The sequence below is a fragment of the Trinickia sp. EG282A genome (genome assembly GCF_040965455.1).
GTDB classification, from domain to species: domain Bacteria; phylum Pseudomonadota; class Gammaproteobacteria; order Burkholderiales; family Burkholderiaceae; genus Trinickia; species Trinickia symbiotica.
On sequence record NZ_JBFRCC010000002.1, the window covers coordinates 46,846 to 69,374 of the forward strand.

General features: G+C 63.9%; 15 protein-coding genes. 6 read left to right on the top strand and 9 right to left on the bottom strand.

Annotated features, from left to right (window positions below; translation table 11 throughout):
• Positions 1-22: 22 nt before the first annotated feature.
• From recD to recC, 3 genes are read right to left on the bottom strand one after another with little or no spacing between them, the layout of a single operon-like run.
• Complete coding sequence (gene recD, locus AB4Y31_RS08120) at positions 23-2,236, bottom strand: exodeoxyribonuclease V subunit alpha (RefSeq protein ID WP_368673515.1); 2,214 nt, start codon at positions 2,234-2,236, stop codon at positions 23-25.
• A complete protein-coding gene (gene recB / locus AB4Y31_RS08125; protein ID WP_368673516.1) occupies positions 2,233-6,057 on the bottom strand; it encodes an exodeoxyribonuclease V subunit beta in 3,825 nt (1,274 codons plus the stop codon). Before recB ends, recD begins: the two co-directional genes overlap by 4 nt.
• Positions 6,058-9,654: an exodeoxyribonuclease V subunit gamma gene (gene recC / locus AB4Y31_RS08130; RefSeq protein WP_368673517.1), complete on the bottom strand. Its 3,597-nt coding sequence runs from the start codon at positions 9,652-9,654 to the stop codon at positions 6,058-6,060.
• Positions 9,655-9,913: 259 nt separating this feature from the next.
• Here recC and AB4Y31_RS08135 point away from each other — a divergent pair, with 259 nt between their 5' ends.
• Positions 9,914-10,249 carry a HigA family addiction module antitoxin gene (locus tag AB4Y31_RS08135; protein WP_368673518.1) on the top strand — a complete coding sequence of 112 codons (336 nt, stop codon included), beginning with the start codon at positions 9,914-9,916 and terminating at the stop codon, positions 10,247-10,249.
• A 47-nt stretch (positions 10,250-10,296) separates the two neighbouring features.
• Here the strand turns inward: AB4Y31_RS08135 and AB4Y31_RS08140 are convergent, their stop codons facing one another.
• The gene (locus AB4Y31_RS08140; protein WP_368673519.1) at positions 10,297-11,421 is read right to left on the bottom strand and encodes an NAD(P)/FAD-dependent oxidoreductase; all 1,125 of its coding nucleotides are present in this window, start codon (positions 11,419-11,421) and stop codon (positions 10,297-10,299) included.
• Positions 11,418-12,803, bottom strand: coding sequence for an MFS transporter (locus tag AB4Y31_RS08145; RefSeq protein WP_368673520.1), 1,386 nt, complete (start codon positions 12,801-12,803; stop codon positions 11,418-11,420). The genes AB4Y31_RS08140 and AB4Y31_RS08145 overlap by 4 nt, the downstream gene beginning before the upstream one ends.
• A gap of 127 nt (positions 12,804-12,930) precedes the next feature.
• Here AB4Y31_RS08145 and AB4Y31_RS08150 point away from each other — a divergent pair, with 127 nt between their 5' ends.
• Together AB4Y31_RS08150 and AB4Y31_RS08155 are read left to right on the top strand one after the other, a co-directional pair.
• Positions 12,931-13,809 (top strand): LysR family transcriptional regulator, encoded by an 879-nt coding sequence (locus AB4Y31_RS08150; protein WP_368673521.1) that lies wholly within the window; start codon positions 12,931-12,933, stop codon positions 13,807-13,809.
• Between the two features lie 28 nt (positions 13,810-13,837).
• Complete coding sequence (locus AB4Y31_RS08155; protein WP_368673522.1) at positions 13,838-14,140, top strand: acylphosphatase; 303 nt, start codon at positions 13,838-13,840, stop codon at positions 14,138-14,140.
• A 45-nt stretch (positions 14,141-14,185) separates the two neighbouring features.
• Here the strand turns inward: AB4Y31_RS08155 and AB4Y31_RS08160 are convergent, their stop codons facing one another.
• The 3 genes from AB4Y31_RS08160 to AB4Y31_RS08170 form a co-directional block, all read right to left on the bottom strand.
• Positions 14,186-14,542, bottom strand: coding sequence for a DUF1493 family protein (locus AB4Y31_RS08160; RefSeq protein ID WP_018441747.1), 357 nt, complete (start codon positions 14,540-14,542; stop codon positions 14,186-14,188).
• Positions 14,543-14,974, bottom strand: coding sequence for an STM2901 family protein (locus tag AB4Y31_RS08165; RefSeq protein WP_368673523.1), 432 nt, complete (start codon positions 14,972-14,974; stop codon positions 14,543-14,545).
• A 130-nt stretch (positions 14,975-15,104) separates the two neighbouring features.
• A complete protein-coding gene (locus tag AB4Y31_RS08170) occupies positions 15,105-17,252 on the bottom strand; it encodes a glycoside hydrolase family 28 protein (protein ID WP_368673524.1) in 2,148 nt (715 codons plus the stop codon).
• A 456-nt stretch (positions 17,253-17,708) separates the two neighbouring features.
• Between AB4Y31_RS08170 and AB4Y31_RS08175 the strand changes: the two genes are divergently transcribed.
• From AB4Y31_RS08175 to AB4Y31_RS08185, 3 genes are all read left to right on the top strand, one after another.
• Entirely contained in the window at positions 17,709-18,695 is a 987-nt protein-coding gene (locus AB4Y31_RS08175) for a TRAP transporter substrate-binding protein (protein ID WP_368673525.1), read from the top strand.
• 94 nt (positions 18,696-18,789) lie between these two features.
• On the top strand, positions 18,790-19,269 hold the full coding sequence (locus AB4Y31_RS08180) for a TRAP transporter small permease (protein ID WP_018441751.1): 480 nt from the start codon (positions 18,790-18,792) through the stop codon (positions 19,267-19,269).
• Between the two features lie 5 nt (positions 19,270-19,274).
• Complete coding sequence (locus tag AB4Y31_RS08185) at positions 19,275-20,627, top strand: TRAP transporter large permease (RefSeq protein ID WP_368673526.1); 1,353 nt, start codon at positions 19,275-19,277, stop codon at positions 20,625-20,627.
• A 158-nt stretch (positions 20,628-20,785) separates the two neighbouring features.
• Here the strand turns inward: AB4Y31_RS08185 and AB4Y31_RS08190 are convergent, their stop codons facing one another.
• Complete coding sequence (locus tag AB4Y31_RS08190; RefSeq protein ID WP_368673527.1) at positions 20,786-22,474, bottom strand: hypothetical protein; 1,689 nt, start codon at positions 22,472-22,474, stop codon at positions 20,786-20,788.
• Positions 22,475-22,529: the final 55 nt, after the last annotated feature.

Below are 22,529 nucleotides of genomic sequence, written 5' to 3' on the forward strand. Positions count from 1 at the left end.
CCGCTCACACGAGCGGCCTATCCTATTTGGGCCAGCCAAGCGCTTCCGACGACTCGTCTTGCGACCGGCCGCCTTCGCCGAACCCCGCCAGAAGCCCACTCGCCCGCTGCACTTTCGCGGTCACGGCCTGCTCGAGGACGGTCTTCCCTTCGGGCATGGCCAAAGTGAGAAACGCCCGCGCCCTCGTCACACCCGTATAGACGAGCTCGCGCGTCAGAATCGGGCTATACGTGTCCGGCAAGACCAGTGCCGCATGTTCGAATTCGGAGCCCTGAGACTTATGCACGGTCAGCGCAAACACCGTTTCCACCGCCTGGAGCCGGCTTGGCAAGACCCATTTGATGCTGCCCGCGCCATCGGCGGACGGAAATGCGACACGCAATGCCCGCGCTCCGTCCTTGCCGCCGGGCACCGCGAGTGCGATCCCGATGTCACCGTTCATCAGCCCGAGCTCGTAGTCGTTGCGCGTCACGAGCACCGGCCGCCCCGGATACCATTCGCTGCGCGCGTCGATCAGACCGTCTTCGTGCAGAAGGCGCGCGATTCGCTTGTTCAGCCCCTCGACGCCCCACGGGCCGCGGCGCACCGCGCAGAGCAACTGAAACGCGCCGTGCGCTTTCAGCACTTGCGCGGCCCATGCGGCAAACGCTTCCGGCGTGGCATCTGCTTCGGGCTTGCAGCGCGCCATCGTCTCCAGATAGTGGCGGTAGCCTTGCCGCGCCGCTACCGCCGCTCCCGCCGCATCGCAGGAAGCAGGATCGGCGGCACCCCGCCCATCGACCACGAGCGATCTGAACGACGCATCTTCAGTCGCCGAACAGCTCAGCAACGCCACGTCGGCGCGCCGCTCACTCAACACGCGCATGACACCCGCGGCATCTCCTTCATTGATGCACAGCGCCAACTCGCCGATGCCGCTATCGGACGAGAATCGATGGCTCTCGCGCAGCATGGCGATCGCCTGATCGAGCGTCGTGCCATGCTCGTCGCGCATCGAGTCGTCGATTCGCTCACCGGTCGCCGCCTGTAGCCAGTCGAGCGTCTCGGACGTGTAATGTCCTTTGGCCGCACGGCCGCAAAGCTCGCCGAGCACGGCGCCCGCTTCCACCGAGGCGAGCTGATCCTTGTCGCCGAGCAGAATCAGTCTTGCCGATTCGGGCAACGCGTCGAGAACGGCCGCCATCATTTCGAGATCGACCATCGATGCTTCGTCGATCACGAGCACGTCGACCGGCAGCCGATTGGCCACGTCATGACGGAAACGCCGGCTGTCAGGACGCGTGCCGAGCACGCGGTGCAGCGTGCTGACAGCCGTCGGGATCGACTCCCGCACCGCCACGCCGTCCGCGAAGCCGTCTAGCGGCAGGCGCGCCACCGTACCCGCGATCGATTCGTTGAGTCGCGCAGCCGCCTTGCCGGTCGGCGCCGCGAGCTTGATTCTGAGCGGTCGGGCACGCCGAGCCGTGTTTGCGCCAGCTGCATCATTCGTCAATGCGATCGCTTGCAACAACGCTAGCAGGCGAACGACCGTCGTCGTCTTGCCCGTGCCCGGGCCGCCCGTGACGATGCTGAACGCGCTGCGCGCCGCCAGCGCACAGGCGAGCTTCTGCCAGTCCGCGCCGGGCGTCGTGGCTTTCCGCGCAGGAAACAGCATGTCGAGTGCAGCCCGCACCGCATCGGTATTCAACAGCACCGCCTGCTCTCTCGACGCATGCAATCGTCGTTCGATGCCGGCCCGCACGTCTTGTTCGTATTGCCAATAGCGACGCAGGTACAGGCGCGTGCCAACCAGCACGAGCGGCGTATTGCCTGCACCCGGGCTCACGAGTATCCGCTCGTCGAGCGCCGCCAGCCACCTGGCGAGCGTGACGCCGGCCAGCAGATCGGCGGGCGCGCAGGCTGGCGCGTCGGCCAACCACTCGGGAGGTCCGTCCGGCGGCAGCGACAACGCGAACGCCGGGTCGTCGAGCGTCGCGCGCAGATCCAGGCAGGCATGGCCGCGGCCCAGTTGGTGGCTGGCAAGCGCCGCCGCAAGGATCAGCAGCGGCGGCGCCTCCCGCACTTCGCGCGACAGAAAGCGCGCGAATGCCGCATCGAGCGCACGCAGCCAGCCTCGCTCGACCCAATCGTCGAGCACGGCGAGCATCCGCCGCGCATCCGCGCGCGCGTCGTCGCCGGCTCGGTGCGTCGTAGTGTCCGCGGCCGCTTCAATAGGACGAGTGACTGGAGTCGTCATGCGATGTCCCCCGCCCATTCTTCTTCGCTCACGCGATGCGCGAAGAGCGCATCGAGTCGCTCTATCAGCGCGCGCGGCGGATGATCGATGTGAAGGCCCTGGCTCGGCGCGTGGCTGCCGCGCAGGAACAAATACACCGCGCCGCCGACATGGCGATCGTAGTCATAATCCGGCAGACGCGCCTTCAGCAGCCGATGAAGGGCGAAGAGGTACAGCACGTACTGCAGCTCGTAGCGCGAATGCAGGATCTGGGCGCGCATTCTCGCCGGCGTGTACGCCGCATCGTCGGGCCCAAGCCAGTTCGATTTGTAGTCCGCGACGTAGTAGCGGCCTTCATGCTCGAACACGAGGTCGATGAAGCCTTTGAGCATGCCGTTGAGCCGCGCCGGCTCGAGCGCGGGGCGCGCCGCGCCGTCGAGCGTCATCTCGCAGACGATGCGGTCGAGCACTTGCGCATCGACCGCATGCGCGCCTACCCAAAACTCCATCTCGGGCAGATACGACTTCATTGCGCGCAGCATAACGGGCCGCATCGGCTCGCCGCCGTGGGCCGGCAAGTGCAACGGCTCGTGCAAAAGGCGCAGCAGCCAAGCGGTCAGCGGCTCGATCCAGCGCGCCCAACCGCGCAGACTGCAGCGGCGCGCGACCGTATCGCGCAGCACGTCGGGGCGCTTGGCCACTTCCTCGAACCCTTCCGTCGCCGCCCATTCCATCAACTCGTGAAGGAAGCTGCCGGCGTCGGCTCCGCGCGGAAAATCGTGGAGCGCCCCGTCTGGCTGCTCCGACGTGCGGGTCGCGGCGCCCGTCGGCGGCCAGTTCACGTCCGGCTCGTCGGGCACCTCGGCTTCGGAGAGCTCGTGGAAAACGTCCTGTCCACGCGTGTCGGGCGCGGCATGCGCGTCACCCCCATGCGAATGAGCGCCCGTGCCGCCGATCACTCCGTCGACCTTGCGCAGGCTCGAATAGCTGGCGATCCACCAGCGTTCGCTCACGGCCTGCCGCAACGTCCGCGCGGCGCCTCGCCTGACTTGCGATTCGCGCAACATGAAAGACTCGTCGCTCGGAGTCACGGCTTGTCCGACGCTGATCTGCTCGCATCCTTCGGCAAGCCGCTCGAGCAGCTCGCCGAACGCATGCGGCGCAATCGGCTTGCCGCCGTCGAGCAAATAGCCGAGCGCGCTCGACTCGACGCATTGGATCGGCGCCATGCCGATCCATGTCGCGTAGCGAGCGCGCGTGAGCGCCACGTAGAGCTTGCGCAGATCTTCGCCGAGACGCTCGCGATCGACTTGCGGCAAGACGGTTGCGTCACCGAGCGTCACCTGCAGCCCACCGGTCTCGTCGTGCCACTTCAGCGGCATATCGGTCGGCAATGTTCGCCGGAAATTGCACGCGAATGGTAGGAACACCAGCGGGTACTCGAGCCCCTTCGACTTGTGAACCGTCACGACCTGCACGAGGCCCGCGTCGCTTTCGAGCCTCAGCTGCCGCGCGTCGCCGACTGCGCCGCCCGCGTCGTCCGCAATCTCCTCGTCGAGGTAGCGAATCAGCGCGTGCTCGCCGTCGAGTTGCGTGCTTGCCTGTTGCAGCAGCTCGGCCAGATGAAGCAGATTGGTGAGCACGCGCTCGCCGTTCGTCGACGCGCCGCTCGCTTGCCCGATCAGTCTTCGCGGCACCTGAAAATCGTTGAGCAGCCGGCGCAGCATCGGCAGCACGCCCTTGCTGCGCCAGCAATCGCGGTAACCGCGAAACTGCAGCACGCGCGATTCCCACTCGATTTCATCGTGCGTGAGGGCATCGAGCGCGGCCCAATCGAGCCCGAGTGTCGCCGTCGCGAGCGCGGCGCGAAGGAGCCGTCCGTCATCGGGCTCGGCGCAGGCCGCGAGCCAATGACGCAGTTCGGCTGCCTGCTCGGTCTGAAAGACGGAGTCCCTGTCGGACAGGTAGACGCTGCGCACGCCGCGCTCGGCGAGCGCGGCGCGAATCGTGCGCGCCTCCTCGCCGTTGTTGACGAGTACAGCCATGTGAGCGGGCTCGAGCGGCGCCATCCGCTCGGGGCCGACGAACCCCGCTTCGCCTCGCTGGCCCAGGTTCAGCAGACGAACCATCTCGGTCGCGCAACTGGCCGCCATCGCGCGCAAATAAGCCTCTTTGCCGAGCGGCTTGCCATCCTCGGCGGGCGGCAGCCACCATGCGGTCAGCGCCGGCAAGTCATCTCCGTTCTCGCGAAGCTTGTCGGGACGGCCTTGAGCGTCGGCGGGGACGAACGGCAACGGGTTGTCTCCATCCGCGGCGTTGCGGAACAGAAACGCACCCTGCCCTTCCGCCCGCGCCTCCGCCGCCGCGAAGCAGCGGTTGACGGCCGCCACCATCGCGGCCGTCGAGCGGAAGTTCTTCTTCAGCGTGAAGAGACGCCCCGCGCAGGCACGGCGCGCCGTCAGGTACGTGTAGATGTCCGCGCCGCGAAACGCGTAGATCGCCTGCTTCGGATCGCCGATAAGGATGATCGCCGTGTCTGCGTCGTTCTCCGCAATTCGATAGACCGAGTCGAATATGTCGTACTGGACCGGGTCCGTGTCCTGGAACTCGTCGATGAGCGCCACCGGGTATTGCCGGCGAATGATCTCGGCGAGGCGCGCGCCGTTCGGTGCGCGCAGCGCGTCGCGAAGGCGTGTCAGCAGATCGTCGAAGCCCATCTGCGACCGTTTCTTCTCCTCGGCGGCGAAGCGCTCGGCAACCCAGCGAGCCGCGTGGCAAAGCAGTTCACGATAGGCCGTCGGCTGCGCCGCGAGTGCGGCGGGGAGGCCCTGCATCGCGTCGAGCGCCGGGTGACACGGCGGATCGCCGGTCTTCCAGATCTCGGCGAGCCCGTCTCGTGTCAAGCGCATCCAGACGGCCGCATCGTCGGCGAACGCCGGCTTGATCATCTCCGGATCGGCGGCCCATGCACGCATCTTGTCGAGCCAGTTCTGGCAATTCGTCCGATTCAGGCGCTGCGCGTTGAATAGCTTTTTCTCGCGTGCATCGTCGAGGATCGCCTGCAGTTCATCGGCCCATATCGTCCAGTTTTCCTTGAGGCGTGCCAGATGCGCGCGAAGCCTTTCACGCGCGTCGCGCAGCGCTTGTTCCGGCGCGGGCGCTTCGGGCAGAAGCTCCGCGTGCGCAATGAGACCGCCAATCATCGACTGCAATGCGTGCGGACTCGCAAACCATCGACGCACCTCGCCCGCCGACTGCGCATCGAGCGGCGCGAGGAAGATGCGCCAATAATCGCGCACGACCTCCGCGCGCAACGCGCTTTGATCCGTTTCGAGCGTCTGCGAGAACAGGCTGTCGCTATCGAACGCATGCTCGCTCAACATCCGATTGCACCATCCGTGGATCGTCGAGACGGCTGCTTCATCCATCCATTCGGCGGCTAGTTCGAGGCGGTGCGAACAGGCGGGCCACTCATCCGGTGAATACTCGGCGCGCAACGCGTGCAGCAGGTCGTCGCCCGCCGGACCGGCAACGTCAGCAGGATCCGCGCGGAAGTACGCGGCGGCCTCGACGAGACGCGCGCGGATCCGTTCGCGCAATTCCTTCGTCGCCGCATCCGTGAACGTCACAACGAGGATTTCGGGAGGCGTCAATGCCTGCGTGCGCTGCTCTGGACCGCCATGACCCAAGACGAGTCGCACATAGAGCATCGCAATCGTGAACGTCTTGCCGGTGCCCGCGCTCGCTTCGATAAGACTGCTGCCGCGCAACGGAAAACGTAGCGGGTCCAACACCACGGCAGCCGAAGCAATCGGATCACTTACGGGTGCATCATTCGTCAATTAGGACTCCCCACCGTTTTTGGCATCGTTCTTCCCCCTTGCCGTCGCGGGAATCGCAACATGGAGCGGCTGCAGTAACTCAACGGCCAGCGCCTCGAACTCGCCGCTCGCGGCGAGTGCGTCGAAATCGGGGTAGACGCGGCATAAGTAAGCATTCATGTCGCGCTCGCCCGGTTGCCACGACGTGCCTTCATAGGCCGCGCGCGCAGCGTCGCGCGCTTGCGTTTCCTCGGCGTCCGGCGAACCCTCGCGCGCTCCGTTGCCGTCGCCGTTGCGCCGCTTCCCGAGCCATGCGAACGCCGTGTTGACCGCGAGCGGCAACGGCCTGCGCATACCCTCGTCCCACGCGCGCAGCAATGCGAGCAGATGCGCGCGCGCTTCATCCGGTGCCACGGGTGCGAGCTCGATGCCGCCTACCTTACTGATCACCACCGTCGTAACCGGGCCCGCCGCGAGCTGTGCGGCCAAGTGCGGGACCCAGAATGCGATGCCTCTATCGCGGCGATACTTATTGTCCTTGACGAGCGTGCTCGCATCGAGGATGACGCGGCCCAGTCCGCCGTCCGGGCGGCCGCGTAGACCGCCGATCCAGTCTTCGATCGAGCGCGCGCGGTCATCGAGCATCGCCTCGACACGCAGTTCGAATTGCTCTTCGAGCGCCTCGGGCCAACGTGCGAGCGCGGCCTGATAACGCTCGAAGAGGTCCGGCATCGGCGCGAGCAGTTCCTCGCCGACGAGCTCGCCGAAACCCCCTTTTGCCAGATCGCCGCTGCGGTACATGCGCTCGAGGCGCCCAAGCGCGGTCGGCATCAGATCTTCGTCGCCGCGCTCGAGCGCCGCGGTCTGCGCGCGGATCAACTCGTTTTGAAGTTGCCACGTTTCGAGCCCATCGAGGGCGAACGGTTCGTCGTTCTCGCTGGCCGTCGCATCGGCCTCAAACGCCACGCGCAGACGTTGGCGGAAGAAACACTTGACCGGATCCTTCAAAAAGGCGGCCAGCTCGCGAACCGACAACGGCTCCTCGCGTTCGATGGGCGGCAACTTCGTCACGGCGCGGCGAATTGCGTCGCTCCCCCGCTCTACTTGATCCCATTCGCTCGCGAAAGTGAATAGCTTCGAGGCGTGCGGATCGGCGGGAAAATAGTCGGCGCTGAAGGGCTGCAGCCGGTGAACGATCGTCAGTTCGTCGATGAGCGCGTCGGGCTTGCCGCTCTCGTCGCCCGCCAGGCGCCAGCCGGCCGACAGATGCTCGCGCAGCTGTCCCACGAGCACCGATGGCGGACGCGGCGTATTGTCGGTCACGCTGCGCCCGACCCATGACACATGCAGATGCTCACGTGCCGAGAGCAGCGCTTCGAGGAACAGGTAACGATCGTCCTCACGGCGCGACCGATCGCCAGGCCGGTAGCTCTGCCGCATCAGATCGAAGTCGAGCGGCGTGCGCGTGCGCGGGAAGTCGCCGTCGTTCATGCCGAGCAGACATACGCGGCGAAACGGAATCGCGCGCATCGGCATCAGCGTCGCGAACGTGACCGCGCCCGCGAAGAATCGCTGCGACAGGCTGCCTCCTTCGAATTGCGACAGCCAGTAATCCGCCACGATCGATAGCGGAAGCTCCTCGGTCAGCGCGGCGTCGTCACACTCGTCTCGCCATGCTTCGAGCGCGGCATCGAGACGATCGAGGGTGTAGGCATCGTCGCTATCGGAGGGCGCGAAGAATGCACCCTTGATCTTGCGCAGGCGCCTGCACCACTCGTCGACGGTGGCCGGCTCGCGCAACGTGCGCCACGTCTCGTCGAGCGCGTCGATGAGGCGCGTCAACGGTCCGAGGAGCGCCGCGTCGAGCCCGCCGATTTCGGCATACGGCTCGATGTCGGACCACGCGTCCGATTTGTCGCCCACCGCGTAGCCGAGCAGCATTCGGCGCAGGCCAAAGGCCCACGTATTGGGCGCATCGTCGTCGCCCGCCTTCGGCAAACCGAGGCTCGCGCGTTGCTCGCCGTGCAGGCCCCAGCGAATGTTCGCGCCGCCGATCCAATGGTGCAGCGTCGGCACATCGTCGGCCGCGATGCCGAAGCGCTCTCGCAGCGCAGGCACTTCGAGCAGGTCGAGCACATCGCTGACGGTCGTTCTCGATTGCGGCAGCGCAAGCAGCGTCTCGAGCGCGCCGAGCAGCGGGTCGAAGTCGCGTTGGCCCCGATCGGCGACGCTGAACGGGATGTGGCGCGAATCGCCCGCATCGAGCGAACCGAACACGGCCTGGACATGCGGCGCATAGGCCTCGATGTCGGGCACCATGACGATCACGTCGCGCGGGCGCAGCGTCGCATCGGCTGCAAATGCGGCGAGCAGTTGGTCGTGCAGGATCTCGACCTCGCGCTGCGGGCTGTGCGCGATATGAAAGCGAATCGATTGATCCGCGCGAGGGTCCACCGCCGGCCAGCGCTCGCGCGTTTCCGCGAGCGGCCGCAGATCGCGAATGTCGTCCTGCAACTGTTGCAGCATCGTGGCGGTGCCGTCGCTCTCGAACAGATCGATACGCTGGCCGATGCTCGCGAAGCGCGACGCATACGTGTTGCGGGCGGCGTCGCTGTCGAATTCGTCGAGCAAGCCGATGAAATCGCGCCCCTGCTTGCCCCAGGCCGCGAGCAGCGGATGGGCGTAGAGGTGAAGCTCCGCCTCGTCGATCATCGCGGGCGCGCCTTGACGACGGCGCTGGCGCGAGCGCTGCGCCCGCAACAGATCCTGGTCGGCGACGATGTCGGCCCAATAGTGCGCGCACGGGTTGTGCACGCACATCAGCACCTGCGTGAAGCTTGCCAGCGCGGCGAGCACTTCGAGCGATTGCCGAGGCAGGCTCGAGATTCCGAATACGATGACGCGCGGCGGGAGCCCGCGCGGCCGCTCACCGTCGCCCATGGCGGCGACGCGCCGCAGAAATGCGTCGTGTACCGCCGCGCGGCCGGCCTTCGCCGCGTCGATGCCGTCCGGGCCGTGCGCGCGGACATCGTCGAGCAACGCGCGCCACAACGCCGCCTGCCAGCGATGCTCGTCGGGCAGCGGCGTGCGCGCGTCGCGGGCATCGATCAGCACGTCGTCGTGCGCGGCCCAGCTCGCGAGCCAGTCCGCACGATACAGCTGGTATTGGTCGAACAGTTCAGCCACACGTTGGGCGAGTTGGAACCGCTTGCGCTGATCGTCGTCGTGCGCCATGAAGCGCTTGAGCGGGCCGTATTCCGGCAGCTCGAGCAGCGCCGGCAGGATACGCGTCAGCCGCCATACGAGCCGCGACTTGTCGAATGGCGAGACAGCCGGCACGGCGTCGGCGCCGAGCACCGCGCGGTAGACCTGCCAGAGAAACCGCGCGGGTAGCGACAAATCGAGCGCGGCGGAGATCCCGCAGCCGCCCTCCTCGGCATCGGCCGCGAACGCGAGCTTCAGCCACTGAGCGATCCCGTTGCTCTGCACGAGGATCACTTCATTCTCCAACGGCGCCAGCGGGTACTGCTTGATCCATTCGATCATCAGCTCGCGCAGCCGCTCGGGCCGGTTGCCATGCACCAGCATCAGCCCGGCGGGAAGCGTTTGTGAGGTCAAACGGGACTCCATTAACGTGCTTGTGAATCCGGTCAGCGACGGCCCGTCGCAGAGACCGAGGGTAGTTTCGAAGAGATCGGCTCCGGACCGCGGCAAGCCGGCATACATATTAAGGCAGCATTGGACTCAAGGTCGCTCGGGAAAATCGGGGCACGGCAGCGCGCTTTCGGGACGCGATGCAGGAACTGACATCGTGCTCGGAAACCACCGCAAGAAATGCTAACCTCACAGGTCAATGAAGTCTCAGTCTTCAACGTGAATGGGCATCACTTTCGCCAACAAGGCGCTGTTGTGCGAGCAACTCAACGAAGAGAAGCCGATGGTCAAGACGCATGGGAACGAATTTCGGCCTGACTACGCCGTCGCGCCAGGCGAAGTGCTTGGCGAGGAACTGGAAGTACGCGGGATGACTCAGCAAGAGCTCGCAAAGCGGACGGGTCTGAGTCCGAACTACATTGTCTCGGTCGTCCAAGCGAAGTCGTCGATTACACCTGAAACCGCCCTCAAGTTCGAGAGGACGCTGGGCATGCCCGCTGACTATTGGTTAAACCTGGAAAGTGAATACCAGCAAGCGTTGCGGTGGGATTATGAATGAGAAAGGCGCGCAGTCAGCCGCGCGCCAGGATCTTACGAGTTCCGCCCTTAAGCGGTGAACCGTTCCGCGCGGTACGGATCGAGCAGCTTCACGCGCACACCTTCGATCATTTCAGTCACGATCAACTGCGAAAGAATCGCTCCCAAACTCACGCCGGCATTCGTCGTGATGGCCGCGATTCCGGGCTCATCGCCGGTGCCGCTGAACACGGGCAGACCATCGGCTGGGATCACGCGGCGCGTTTCGGTGACTTTTTCGACCTTCGCGCCTTTCAATCCCGGGAGAATCGCCGCGGCAACTTCGACGAGTTGCTCCGGATTGGGTGCACTCGGGTCGCCAACGGGTGAACCCGAGAAATGCTGCGCGATGACCACACGCCCGTCGAAGCGCTGGATGGCGTGCACGTGCGAGCCGAGCACGACTTTATCGAAGAGCGGGGGCAGCGGCGCCAGATGAACGACACTGCCGACGCTATGAACGAGCGGCGCTTTCAGTCCAACCTGTTCGGCCAACTCCGGATTGGCGATCCCGCCCGCGAATACGACGATATCGGCCTCACGCTTGCCCTTGGCGCTCGTCACCGTATATCCCCCCGCAGTTCGTTGCAGACTCGCGAATGCATCGTTCGCACTGTAGTAGGCTCCGAGCGCAATCGCTTCGTCAAGCATCGCAGCGGTCATCTGCACCGGCGCCATCATGCCTTCGTCCGGCGTGTAGGTGATGAATGTCTCGTCACCGGGATGCAGGGCCGGTTCGAGTTCGCGCGCCTCGGCGGCACTCACCTTGAACGTCGGACTCCCCCACCTCAGGCGGCGCTGCAGTTCCGCGTCGAGCTCCGTCGCTTGCTGAGTGCCTGGAATCGCCAGTTGCAGACACCCGCACCAGCGGAGCGGCAGCTTCGCCTTCACCTCGTCCTGCAAATAGCGCCAACGCAGATGCGAGAGCCGATGAAGATTGAAATAGTCGCGTGCGCCGGCCTCGCTGAGCGTATCGGCATTGCGAAACTTCGTCTGATTCGTGATCCAGGCGAATGATCCCGCCGTCGCGCCGCTCGCTCTCTCATTGCGGTCGAGCACGGTGACGCGCGCGCCGCGACGCGAGAAATCGTAGGCAAGAATGGCGCCGATGATGCCTGCGCCGACAATCAGGACGCGGGGAGAAGAAATCGTCATGTATGCACCTCGTTGTTGCTCACAGAAGAAACTTTTTCGCGCGCTTGAGGCGGCTCGGAGTCCGCAAGCGGCAGATTGCGTGTTTCCGGTGCCATCCGGTATGACACCAGCAAGCCCAGTGCAGCAATGCCGGCTGCGATCAGGAGCCCGTTTGCCGCGCCCCACTTCGCAATCGTGATCGGCAGCACGAATGTGCCGGCCGCCGCGCCGATGCGGCTCACCGACATCGCGAGGCCCATGCCGGTGGCACGAACGTCCGTCGGGAACACCTCATTGGGATAGACGAACTGCAGCGCCGAGCCGGCGGCTTCGGCGATTGTGAAAACGATGAACAGCGCGATGGCGAAAACAGCCAGCGCCGAGAGCGGCGTCGCTAGTGCGAACAACGAGAGCGTTGCGATAGTGCCCGACGCAATCAGCAGCGGCCGGCGGCCGATGCGGTTGATCACGAGCATGCCGAGGGCGGTGCCGACGATCGCGAATGAGATGATCACGAGCGTGCCGCTGAGCACGTGAGTCACGCCGAGCGATTTCAGCAGCAGCGGCTGGAATGTCTTGATGGCGAATGAAGGCGCTATCTGACAGGTCCAGAACACCGAGCAGAAAAACACCATCCGGCCGTAACCGCGCGCAAACAACTCCCGAATGCTCGACAAGCCGAGCCCGGTGCGCGGCGCGCTCCGCGAAGTATGCGTAAGCAGGTGATCGAAGTCGGCCTGCCGCCCGAGATGGGTTTCGACGATCCGTCGCGCCTCGTCGATTCGTCCAACGGACACGAGCCAGCGCGGCGATTCGGGGATGTTCAGCCGAAGCACGAGGAAGATCGCGGATGGAATGGCCGCGCTGGCCAGCACGTAACGCCAGGTACTGCTATCGCCGGTATGGACGAACAGCCCGGTGGCAAGGCTCAGCGTGTAGCCGACCCACAAGCAGAGCACGAGGCTCGACAGAACAGGCCCGCGCAGCCGCCTTGGCAAGAACTCGGAGGCAAGCGCCGTTGCGATTGGATAGTCGGCGCCGAGCGCGATCCCCATGACGAGGCGCAGCGCGAAGAGCGCCGTCGCACCCGTGACGAAAAGGTGCGCGATCGAGCAGAGGACAAACACCGCTAGATTGAGCACATACATCGATTGGCGCCCGAACCGGTCCGTCATCGGACCGAACACGATTCCACCGACGAACATACCAAGCAAGCTCGCCGCGCCGATCAGCCCCGCTTGGGCCGCGCTCAGATGTAAATCGCGCGCGATGAGCGGCAACGCTACAACGATGATCCCGAGCAAGTAACCGTCGCAAAACGGTCCGCCGGCGGCGACGAGCGCGACGCGTCGATGAAAGCGACTGGTAGGCAATTCGTCGAGGCTGACACGTCTCTCTGTCATGGTGGGGCTCCCGATGCTTACGTGTGGGGTAGAGGCGGCTTCTTCTCATCCGCTTGCATCAAGGCTAGAGACGCGTTAAATATCGGTCAATGTCGTTCTTTATTTACGTCATATCGAAGGGATCGATATGTTGTTCAGCGAAGAGATCAATACCTTTCTAGCGGTTGTACGCACCGGAAGCCTGTTGCAAGCGGCCGAGATCGTCTGCGCGACGCAGTCGACGGTTTCTTATCGCATTCAGGCGCTCGAACGACGGATCGGCCATTCGTTGCTGCTGCGATCGCGCGGCTCCCGACGAATCGCGCTTACGCCGCATGGCGAGCGGTTCCTTGACATCGCCGAGCGGTGGAAGCGCCTCGAGATGGAGGCCGAGCAGTTGAAAATGGAAAGCGATCGCTATCTGGCGATTGGCGCTGTCGATGCCGTTGCGATCCACGTTCTGCCGCCGTTCGTGAGCGAACTATCGCGCGAAGATCCGCCGATCCGCCTGCACCTGGAAAGCGGGCGGTACTGGCAGCTGGCAAACAGAGTCGCATCGGGACACCTCAACGCCGCATTTACTTTGTCGCCCGCCGACCATGCCGATCTCGTATCGACTCGAATTCGAAGCTACGCCATGCGGATCGCCTACATGCCGCAAAACGGAGAGCAGGAGATCGAGGAGTGCGCCGATTTGACGAGCTTTGATTACTCGCGCGAGGTCTACCTGCCCTGGTCGGGGCAGTTCGATTTGTGGCGCACGAAGCGCGGGCTGCTCAGGCCGCTGAACTCGGCCGATAAGAGCCATTTACTTGCGCCGTTGCTCAAGCGTCCGGGCGCGTGGGCGCTGGTGCCGTCGTTCATGGTGGAGGCGTTGCGCGCGCAGACGGGTTGCTCGATCCACCGACTCGCGCATCAGCCCCCGCCTGACATTGCGCTATACAGGATCTCGCGCAGGCACGATAGTACGTTCGCCGAGCGCGATTCGGAGGCTGTGGAGCGGGCGCTAAGAGCGTTGCAAGCTTAGGCAGGACTTCGCGTGGAGGGAAATCGCGATGGAATCCTACGAGAGCATGCTTGAGACCCGACTCGTGCGCGTACGCGGAACGGTGCAAGGTATGGGGTATCGGGATGCGTGCGTCGAGCACGCAAGGGCGTTGGGCATCAGCGGATGGGTGCGCAATCGGATGGACGGATCGGTCGAGGCGATGTTGCAAGGATCGACCGAGCAGGTTGCCGAGATGTGCGAGTGGCTGGAGGACGGGATGCCGACCGCTTTGGTCGAGGAAATGGAGATTGCCGACATCGCGCCGCCGTTTCCGCGCTTCAACGGGTTCGAGCAGCTACCCACGGTTTGAGGCGCGGCGCGTCAGTGCCGCTGCCGCGCTTGTCGGAACCAGGCGCTAGATCACCCACTTGCCGCTGCGCATAGCGTCTTCCAACATCCCCAGCGTGAGTTGCCACCCGCCTAGCGTTTCTCGAGCCCGCTTGCTGAACGGCACTTTGAGCAGCGTGACAAAGAAGTCCTTCCGATTGAGTTCACTGGCCGGATAATAGTGCCCAAGGTCGAAAGCGGACATGTCGACGTCGAACGCAGTAGCCCATTCGCGCAGTACCTGCTCAATCTCGTCCGGCTCCATGTCCAGGTCGTGGTAAAGATCGGTATTCCTCGTGAGCCGGTTCTCGCCAAAGATCGGTTTCGCAAGCCTTGGCTCGAAGAATCTCACGAGCTGTACCCATGTCTCGTTTGATTCGGGCATTTACAGTCTATCCTCCGGCTTCACCATCCGGTTGTACGCGTTGACAGAACGGAAAATGATCATTGACGCGTCGGAGGCAAATAGCACCCAGCCTACCCCCGGTATCGCGCGCCCGACAAAGACGCCGAGGTTGCCGGTGAACTTGAGTCGCAGCGTCACCAAGCTAGTGAACGATGTAACGGTGGGCAGCACTTTTCGCTTGATCTCGTATGGAAGGAGCCTTCGCGAGACGACCGAGGCGATTGACGTGCCCTTGACTGCGCCGTTGAATTTTCCCCTCGTCGGTATAAAACGCTGCCCAAGCAAAATCATCGAGACGCTGACAAGGTCCTCGATGCCGGTTTGCTTGCAAGTTTCGTCGAGCACGACGAGGAAAAACAGCTCGGCGGGCGTCAGCCCCTCGTGTATGCCATATCGATAAGTGTTGCTCACTCGGCCCTCTCTTTTGTCTAACTTTTGAGCCGAGGATAGCCGACACGCGCGCAGCGATCAAGAACACCGCGTCCTTACGCCGCTTCGGGCGACCCTCGAGCCCCGCTCGAGAGTCGCCGCGATCAAACCGCTACTGCAAAGACGCCCATGTCGTCCCGAAGATGCTCGATTGATCGATTCCGGGGAAGTCGACGAACGCTTTGCTGCAATCAAGCACGCTGCTCGTCGGCAGGTTCTCCTGCACTGTCCCGTTGACGACGACGCGGTTCGCCGTCGACGCGGCAATAGGCAGATTTACGTGGTCGACAGTCAGATTGGCGTCGGACGAGATCAGCGAGATCCCCGTCGGCGTATCCGCCACGACGTTCGTCAGCGACATCACGAGCGGAAAGGCCGGCTCTCCGAAGCCGCCCGTGTTGGCCTCGAACCCCTGCAGCTTCACGCCGGCATTGCCCATGATCACGACGTTGTTGAGCGAGATGTCATGGAAGTTCGGATACAGCGGACCGGTCGACGGCACGGCCTTCGTGCTGTAGTACGGCGTGAACAACAACGCGTTCGTCGCATCCTGGATGCAGATGTTCGAGTACTGAATGTGGCTGACCTCGCCGCCGCGCGCATAGTCTGACTTGATACGCAGCCCTTCCTCGGAATTCCAGAACGAATTGTCGAAGACCTGCACGTTCGTGACGCCCGCATTCGTTTCGCTGCCGATCGAAATCCCATGCCCCCAATAGATGTGGTTGTGGGCAATGACGACGCCCCACTTGCGATCGGATCTCACGTCGCGGTTGCCGTCGATGCCGAAGAGCCCCGAGCCAGCCGGCGACGGATTGGCACTCCCCTTGAGCGCGATATCGTCGTCGCCCGTGCTCACGTAGTTGTACGCGAACACGAAGTTCTTGAGATAGCCGTCGAAAGAGATAGGACTCGCGGACGTCGTCGTGCTGCCCGTCGATAGCGTCGCCGAGATGGCCTTCGATGCAGAGCCCGGATCGAACGCGTCGGTGTTCTTGACGTTGTCGCGATTGAAGGTCTGCCCCGTATAAAGCGGGTTGCCATTGCCCGCGGGATTAGCGAACGCGGCGAGGTTCGGCGTCTGCACCTTCACGCCCCATATGGTCAAACCGTCGACGCCGCTCGGCACGACATGGAAATTCGGGCTGTTGCTCAGCGTGATTCGATAGAGCGTCAGGTTCTTCGCGTAGTTGAACACCATCAGACGGAAGTTCGACTGCGAGCCGACGCCGGTCGTGCCGTTGTCGACCATGTTGCCGAGATAGGCAAGGTCCCACCACGTCATGTTGCGCGCCGGCGACTTCGAATCGACGATCGTGCCGCCGTCATCGCAAGCGGTGCCGTCGGCTGCAACGGTGCCGGTCTTGTAGGCCGCGTAAGTGTTCGAGCACGTCAGATCGACCTTCATCAACGGATACTTCGCGTCGGACGTGACGATCTCCGCATAGCCGCGTCCGTCGATGCGGCCGTCGCCGACCACGGCGGAGTTCACGAGGTCCGTCCCGGTGATCAGCGCCAGGCAGTTGGACGAGCTGCCGGCCTTCGTCGCGCTGACGGCGGTATTGCCGCAATACGGCCCCGCCACGTTCGGCGAATAAGCCTTGACGTCGCGCGATGCATAGAGCGTAACGCCCTTGTCGATCCATAGCGTCACGCCAGAGGGCAGCGTCAACGGACCGCTGATGAAACTGTTGCCCGGCCCCGTGCTGCTCACGACGAGCCGCACCGCGAACTTGCTGGCGCGGTACTTCGATTTGGCCAGTTCCTCACCCGACGCGCCGGAGATGTTGACGTTGGGAACCGCGGCCGCCACCTCGGAAGCGGTCGCCGCGGCGTCGGCAGCCGCGATCGTTGTGCCAACTTGGGCATCGACGGATGCCCCGCAAGCATCGAGTGCCGCCTGTATACGAGCTTGGTCCGGATTCGCGGTGGCCGTGGAGACCGCCTTGCCCACGCCCACGATAGAAGGATCCGCTTCCGGCGGCAGTGAGCCGTCCGGCCGGCTCACGAGCGAATTGCTTGCTTCGAGCGTGCTGCAAACTTGGGCGTCGGTCGGCAGCGTCGGTTCTGCGGGCAAATTTGCATCGAACGTCGTCGTGCCGACTTGGAAGACGCTGTTGACCGTCGGTGTCGCGGCTGCTGCGACCGGCGCGTCGCCACTGCCGCCGCATGCGGCCAACGTCGCGGCGGCGGCCAATAGCGCCGCGAACAGGCCAAGGGGCCTCGATCTTCTCTTTAAAGCGGGAAAGCGGGATGTCATGACGAGCGTCTCCGTGTCGTGGCCTCGCTGAAAGGCGATGCCGGTTGGTTTTTTCTGTGGAGCAGACGAGATCGGGGCAACTCGACACCGCCCCCTCCGCGGGACGGTGCGGCGGTACGAGACAAGGAGCGGGCCTCCCCCTTCGTACGCGATCGTCGTCATCAGTCGTCCTACAACATACGGCGCCAGCAAGCGCGGCGGAAGAAATAGCCATCGGGCGATCGCGAGTATCGCGCGCGACAATTCTCCGTTTTCGAGAAACCTTCGAATTTCCTTCGAATGCCTTGCCTTACCGAGTCGCAGCACGACGGCCCGCTTATCCTACCGTGGCGCCCTCATTCCGCGCACCTAAGGGTAACTACCGAGTGAGCGAACAAGCGCATATCCGTAAAGTCGCGCAACGCGTCGTACGATGTACGATCTTCGGAGACGGGCTTTAGAACCAGGAAACTGACGATGAAAAAGACATTCACACGCTCCCGCGTGGCGCTTGCAGCGGCGCTGCTCGCCGGCTTCGCCATGTCCGCGCAGGCACGCGTTTTCCGCTCGGCGGACGTGCACGGCGACAACTTCCCGACCAACATGGCCGTGAAGTTCATGAGCGACGAGCTCTCGAAGGAGACGGGCGGCAAGGATTCGATCAAGGTGTTCGGCAACAGCGCGCTCGGCTCCGAGAAGGACACGATCGATCAGGTGCGGATCGGCGCGATCGACATGGTTCGCGCGAACGGTGCCGCATTCAACGAGATCGTGCCCGAGTCGCTGATTCCGTCGTTCCCGTTCCTGTTCCGCGACATCGATCATTTCCGCAAGGTGATGTACGGCCCCGAAGGCCAGAAGATCCTCGATGCCTTCAAAGCGAAGGGCATGATCGCGCTGACGTTCTATGAGAGCGGCGCGCGCTCGATCTATGCGAAGCGGCCGGTGCGTACGCCCGCCGACATGAAGGGCCTCAAAGTGCGCGTGCAGCCGTCGGACCTGATGGTCGACGAGATCAAGGCGATGGGCGGCACGCCGACGCCGATGCCGTTCGCCGAGGTTTACACGGGTCTGAAGACGGGGCTCGTCGACGCAGCGGAAAACAACTTGCCGTCCTACGAAGAGACGAAGCACTTCGAGGTCGCGCAGGACTACTCGGAAACGCAGCACGCCATGACGCCGGAAGTGCTCGTGTTCTCGAAGAAGGTGTGGGATACGCTGACGCCGCAGGAACAGGCGGCCATCAAGAAGGCGGCGGCCGATTCGGTGCCCTACTACCAGAAACTGTGGACCGCGCGTGAAGCCGAGGCGCAGGACACCGTGACGAAGGGCGGCGCGAAGATCATCCCCGCGGCGCAAGTCGACCGCGCGGCGTTCGTGAAGGCCATGCAGCCGCTCTGGACGAAGTACGAGAAGACGCCGGAGATGAAGCAGATCGTCGACGAAATCCAGGCGATCAAGTAACGACGCGCGACGCGCGTTCATCAGGCAACGCCCGCACGTCCTCCGGCCGATGGCCGGCGGCGAGGCGGGCGGTATTCGTTGAAGGACCGAAGTCATGAAGCTCCTCAAGCGCTCGAACGATGCGCTCTTTCGGGCGCTCGCCATCGTTGCGTCCGTCTGTCTCATCGCACTCACCGTGCTCGTGTTCTACGGCGTCGTGATGCGTTACGTCTTCGATAACGCGCCCGATTTCGTCGAGCCCATCGCATTGCTGCTCGTCGTCACGATCGCGATGTTCGGCGCCGCCTTGAAAGTTCGCGACGGCGGCCACATCGGCCTCGATTCGTTCGTGCAGCGCTTATCGCCGAAGGCTCGCACGGTAGCGATCGCATTCCAGCACCTGTGCCTGATCGGATTTGCCATCGCGATCATCGTCGGATGCGGGAGTATGGCGAGCACGACGATGGAAGACCGCATTCCGATTCTCGGGTTGCCCGAGGGACTGCGCTACATGATCGCGCTTCCGGCCGGCATCGCGATGATCCTTTTCTCGCTCGAGCACTTGCTTGCGCTCCGTAGTCACGAACACCGTTAAAAGTCATGGAACTTGCGATCCTCGCTGGCAGTTTTCTGCTGTTTCTCGTCCTCGGCGTGCCCGTCTCGTTCGCGCTCGGGCTTTCGTGCGTGGCCACCTATTTCGCGGAAGGCCTCCCGATTGCGACCGCGATGCAGTCAATGGTGTCGGGAATGAATGCGTTCTCGTTCCTCGCCGTGCCGTTCTTCATTTTCTCGGGCGAGCTGATGTTGCACGGCGGCATTGCCGACCGGATCCTGCGGTTCGCACAGGCCGCCGTCGGCCACTTCCGCGGCGGTCTCGGCATGGCGAACGTCGTCGCTTGCACGCTCTTCGGCGGCGTTTCAGGCTCGCCGACGGCCGATACTTCGGCGATGGGCGGCGTGGTCATTCCATTGATGAAGCGCGAAGGCTATAGCGCAGCCTATGCGGTCAACGTGACGACGCACGCGTCGTTGGCCGGCGCGCTGATGCCGACGTCAACGAACATGATCATCTATGCCTTCGCCGCACAGGGCATTACGGGCATGCTCAACGGGCATTCGGTGAGCGGCGTGTCGATCGGCGATTTGCTGTTTTCGGGCCTGTTGCCCGTGCTGTGGGTGATGGGCTTCGTGCTTGCCGCTGCCTACTGGCAGGCCGTGCGTCACGGTTATCCGCGTCGCGCCGATGGGTCGAGCGAATTGCCGAAGTTTCCGGGCTGGTATGCCGTCGCGCGCAGCTTTGCGGGCGCCGTGCCGGGGCTCATGGTGATTGCCATCATTCTCGTCTGTGTCGCGAAAGGGATTGCGACGGCGACGGAGGCCGCCGCGATTGCCGTGGTCTATTCGCTCGTGCTGACGGCCTTCGTCTACCGCACGCTCAATCGGGCGAAGCTGTGGCGCGCCCTGTCGCACGCGGCCCGCACGACGGGCGTTGTTCTGCTGCTGATCGCCGTGTCCAATATGCTGCGCTTCCAGATGTCGTATCTGGAGATTCCGGATGCGATCGAGGCGTTGCTGAAGCAATCGAGCGCCGCGCCTTGGCTGATGCTGCTCTACATCAACGTCCTGCAGGTGTTCCTCGGCACCTTCGTCGACATGGCGGCGCACATCCTGATCACGACGCCGCTGTTCCTGCCGATCGCGATGGCTTGCGGCGTGGGCCCGGTGCAGTTCGGCATCATGCTGCTGCTCAACTGCTCGCTCGGGCTCGTGCATCCGCCGATCGGGTCCGTGCAGTTTGTCGGATGCGCGATCGGCAATGTGTCGATCGGGGAAACGACGAAGGTTGCGTGGCCGTATTACCTCGCGATATTCAGTGCGATCAATATCGTGACGTATTTGCCGTTTTTCTCGACCTGGCTGCCCAGCCTCATCAGCGGACATCCGGTTTATTGATTCGGCGGGCCGCCTGGCGCGATGCGCTCAGGCGGCATTGCGAGGCGGCAAGGCTGCGGAGCGGGCCCGATGATGAGCCCGTGCCCGCAAGAGAGAGCGTTGCGCCGTGCCACCCGAGACACTCGTCGCGAATCAGATCCGCGACTTCCACATCGACATCAGAACCGCCGGTCGAAATCCGTTCCCGGCGCAAACGACACGCCGCGAAGCACTTCCGCGAACCCCGCCGTGCGCAGCGTCACGAACTTTTCGTGCGCAGCCCCCGCGGCGCTCGTGTTCTTGAGCACATCGCGAATCGCCACGAGCTTGTTCGGATCGGCGCCCGTATCACCATTGCCGCTGACCGTCGACGTAATGGCCCAGATCGTCACCGTGCCATCGTCATCAACGCGGCCCGTCAGGTTGCGCAGGCCATCCGTCGCCGGCGCCCACGGCAGGCCCGTCGCCGAGTTGTACCCGGCCGGGTAGCCCGGCACCGTGTACGGCTTGCCGAGGTCGAGGCCAGCCTGGAGCGTGTACGCGAGCGTCCACGTCTTCGTGGCCGCGTTGTACACCCACTTCTGCAGGCCAGCCATCCCTTGCGCCGCGGCATGCGTGTCGAGATCCGCGCCACCCACGTAGCCGTCGCCTTCATCGGCCACATAGAGCGTATTGGCATCGGCGAACCAGAGGCCGAACGGATAGGAAAGCTTGGTAGCCGTTTTGTTCGGCGTCGACGGGAAGCCGGCCAGAATGCAAAGATTGTTCGGCAGTCCTGAGCTTTGCAGCGTCGCCGCGTCATAGGGGAGTGCTGTGCTCGGAAGCTTTGCGTTCGGCGCCGGCACACCCACGCCCGACGGACACGCGTTGCCCGTCGTATCGAGGAAGTACACCGTATTGACGCCGTTGCCGCCGCTGCCCTTCGTCAAGTAGAGAACGTTGTTGAAGACCGTCATGCCGCGAAAGTTGTCGTCCTTGCCGATCTTGTCCGCCTTCGCACCGAGCTCAGTGACGGAGAAACTGCCGACCGGCGTCGGCGTACCGGGGCTCTGCTTCGCTTCAGACTCGTGCGAAGGAACGACGAGCTGCGCGCCGGCGCCGAGGATCACGCCGTCCGGTTGCGGGTTCGCCCCATTGCCGGCATTACCGACGGTGTAAAACACGTCATCACCGTCGCGGTCGTTCAGAATCGCGCTGCGTCCGTTGTTGCCGCTGTAGGCGTTGGTTTCCGTGAAGCGGAAATGCCCTTCGCGGTCCATGCGCGCGACAGCGCGATAGAACGATTGGCCGACGGGATTGGTCGGATCGACCGCGCCAGGCGTGTTCGAGTTCGATACGTCGAGCGTGTTGACGGGCGCGACGTATCCCATGAACGTCAGGTACTTGCCGTTCGTGGAGAGGTGCAGCGAGAGCTCCGACTTCGAGCTGAAGCTCGTGACGAGCTCGTCGTGCGCCGCGCCGCTCTGCAAGCTGTTCGGCACCTCGAGCGTGCTGACGAGCGCCCCGCCGGGGGTGATTTGATCGAGGAAGATTCGCGACGTGATGCCGAAGCTCCCGTCATAGAGATCGTTGTTCCAGACGTACGGGTAGGTGCCGTCGTAGGGTGCGCCGGTCGCCGCGCCGCAGCCGCCTTTGGTGCTGGCGCAGTTCGGCGGCAGGATTGCCCCGGTTTGAACGTTGCTCGAAAGGTTGTCGTAAACGCTCCGGCTGACTACCAACATGCCGGGATAAAAATGGCTGTCGCGGTGCGAGTCGGACTGCTCCGCGTGTGCGCTGAGGCTGGCGGCAATCAAGGTCAGCGCGAAAAGCGAAGCGCGCCCGGCTTGCAACGGGCGATGATTTGTCGGACGAAGGGACGTCGTTGTCATTCTGGAGTCTCCGCAGGGGAATCGAGTGGATTTGTTCTGAGGCGGACCAGCAGGT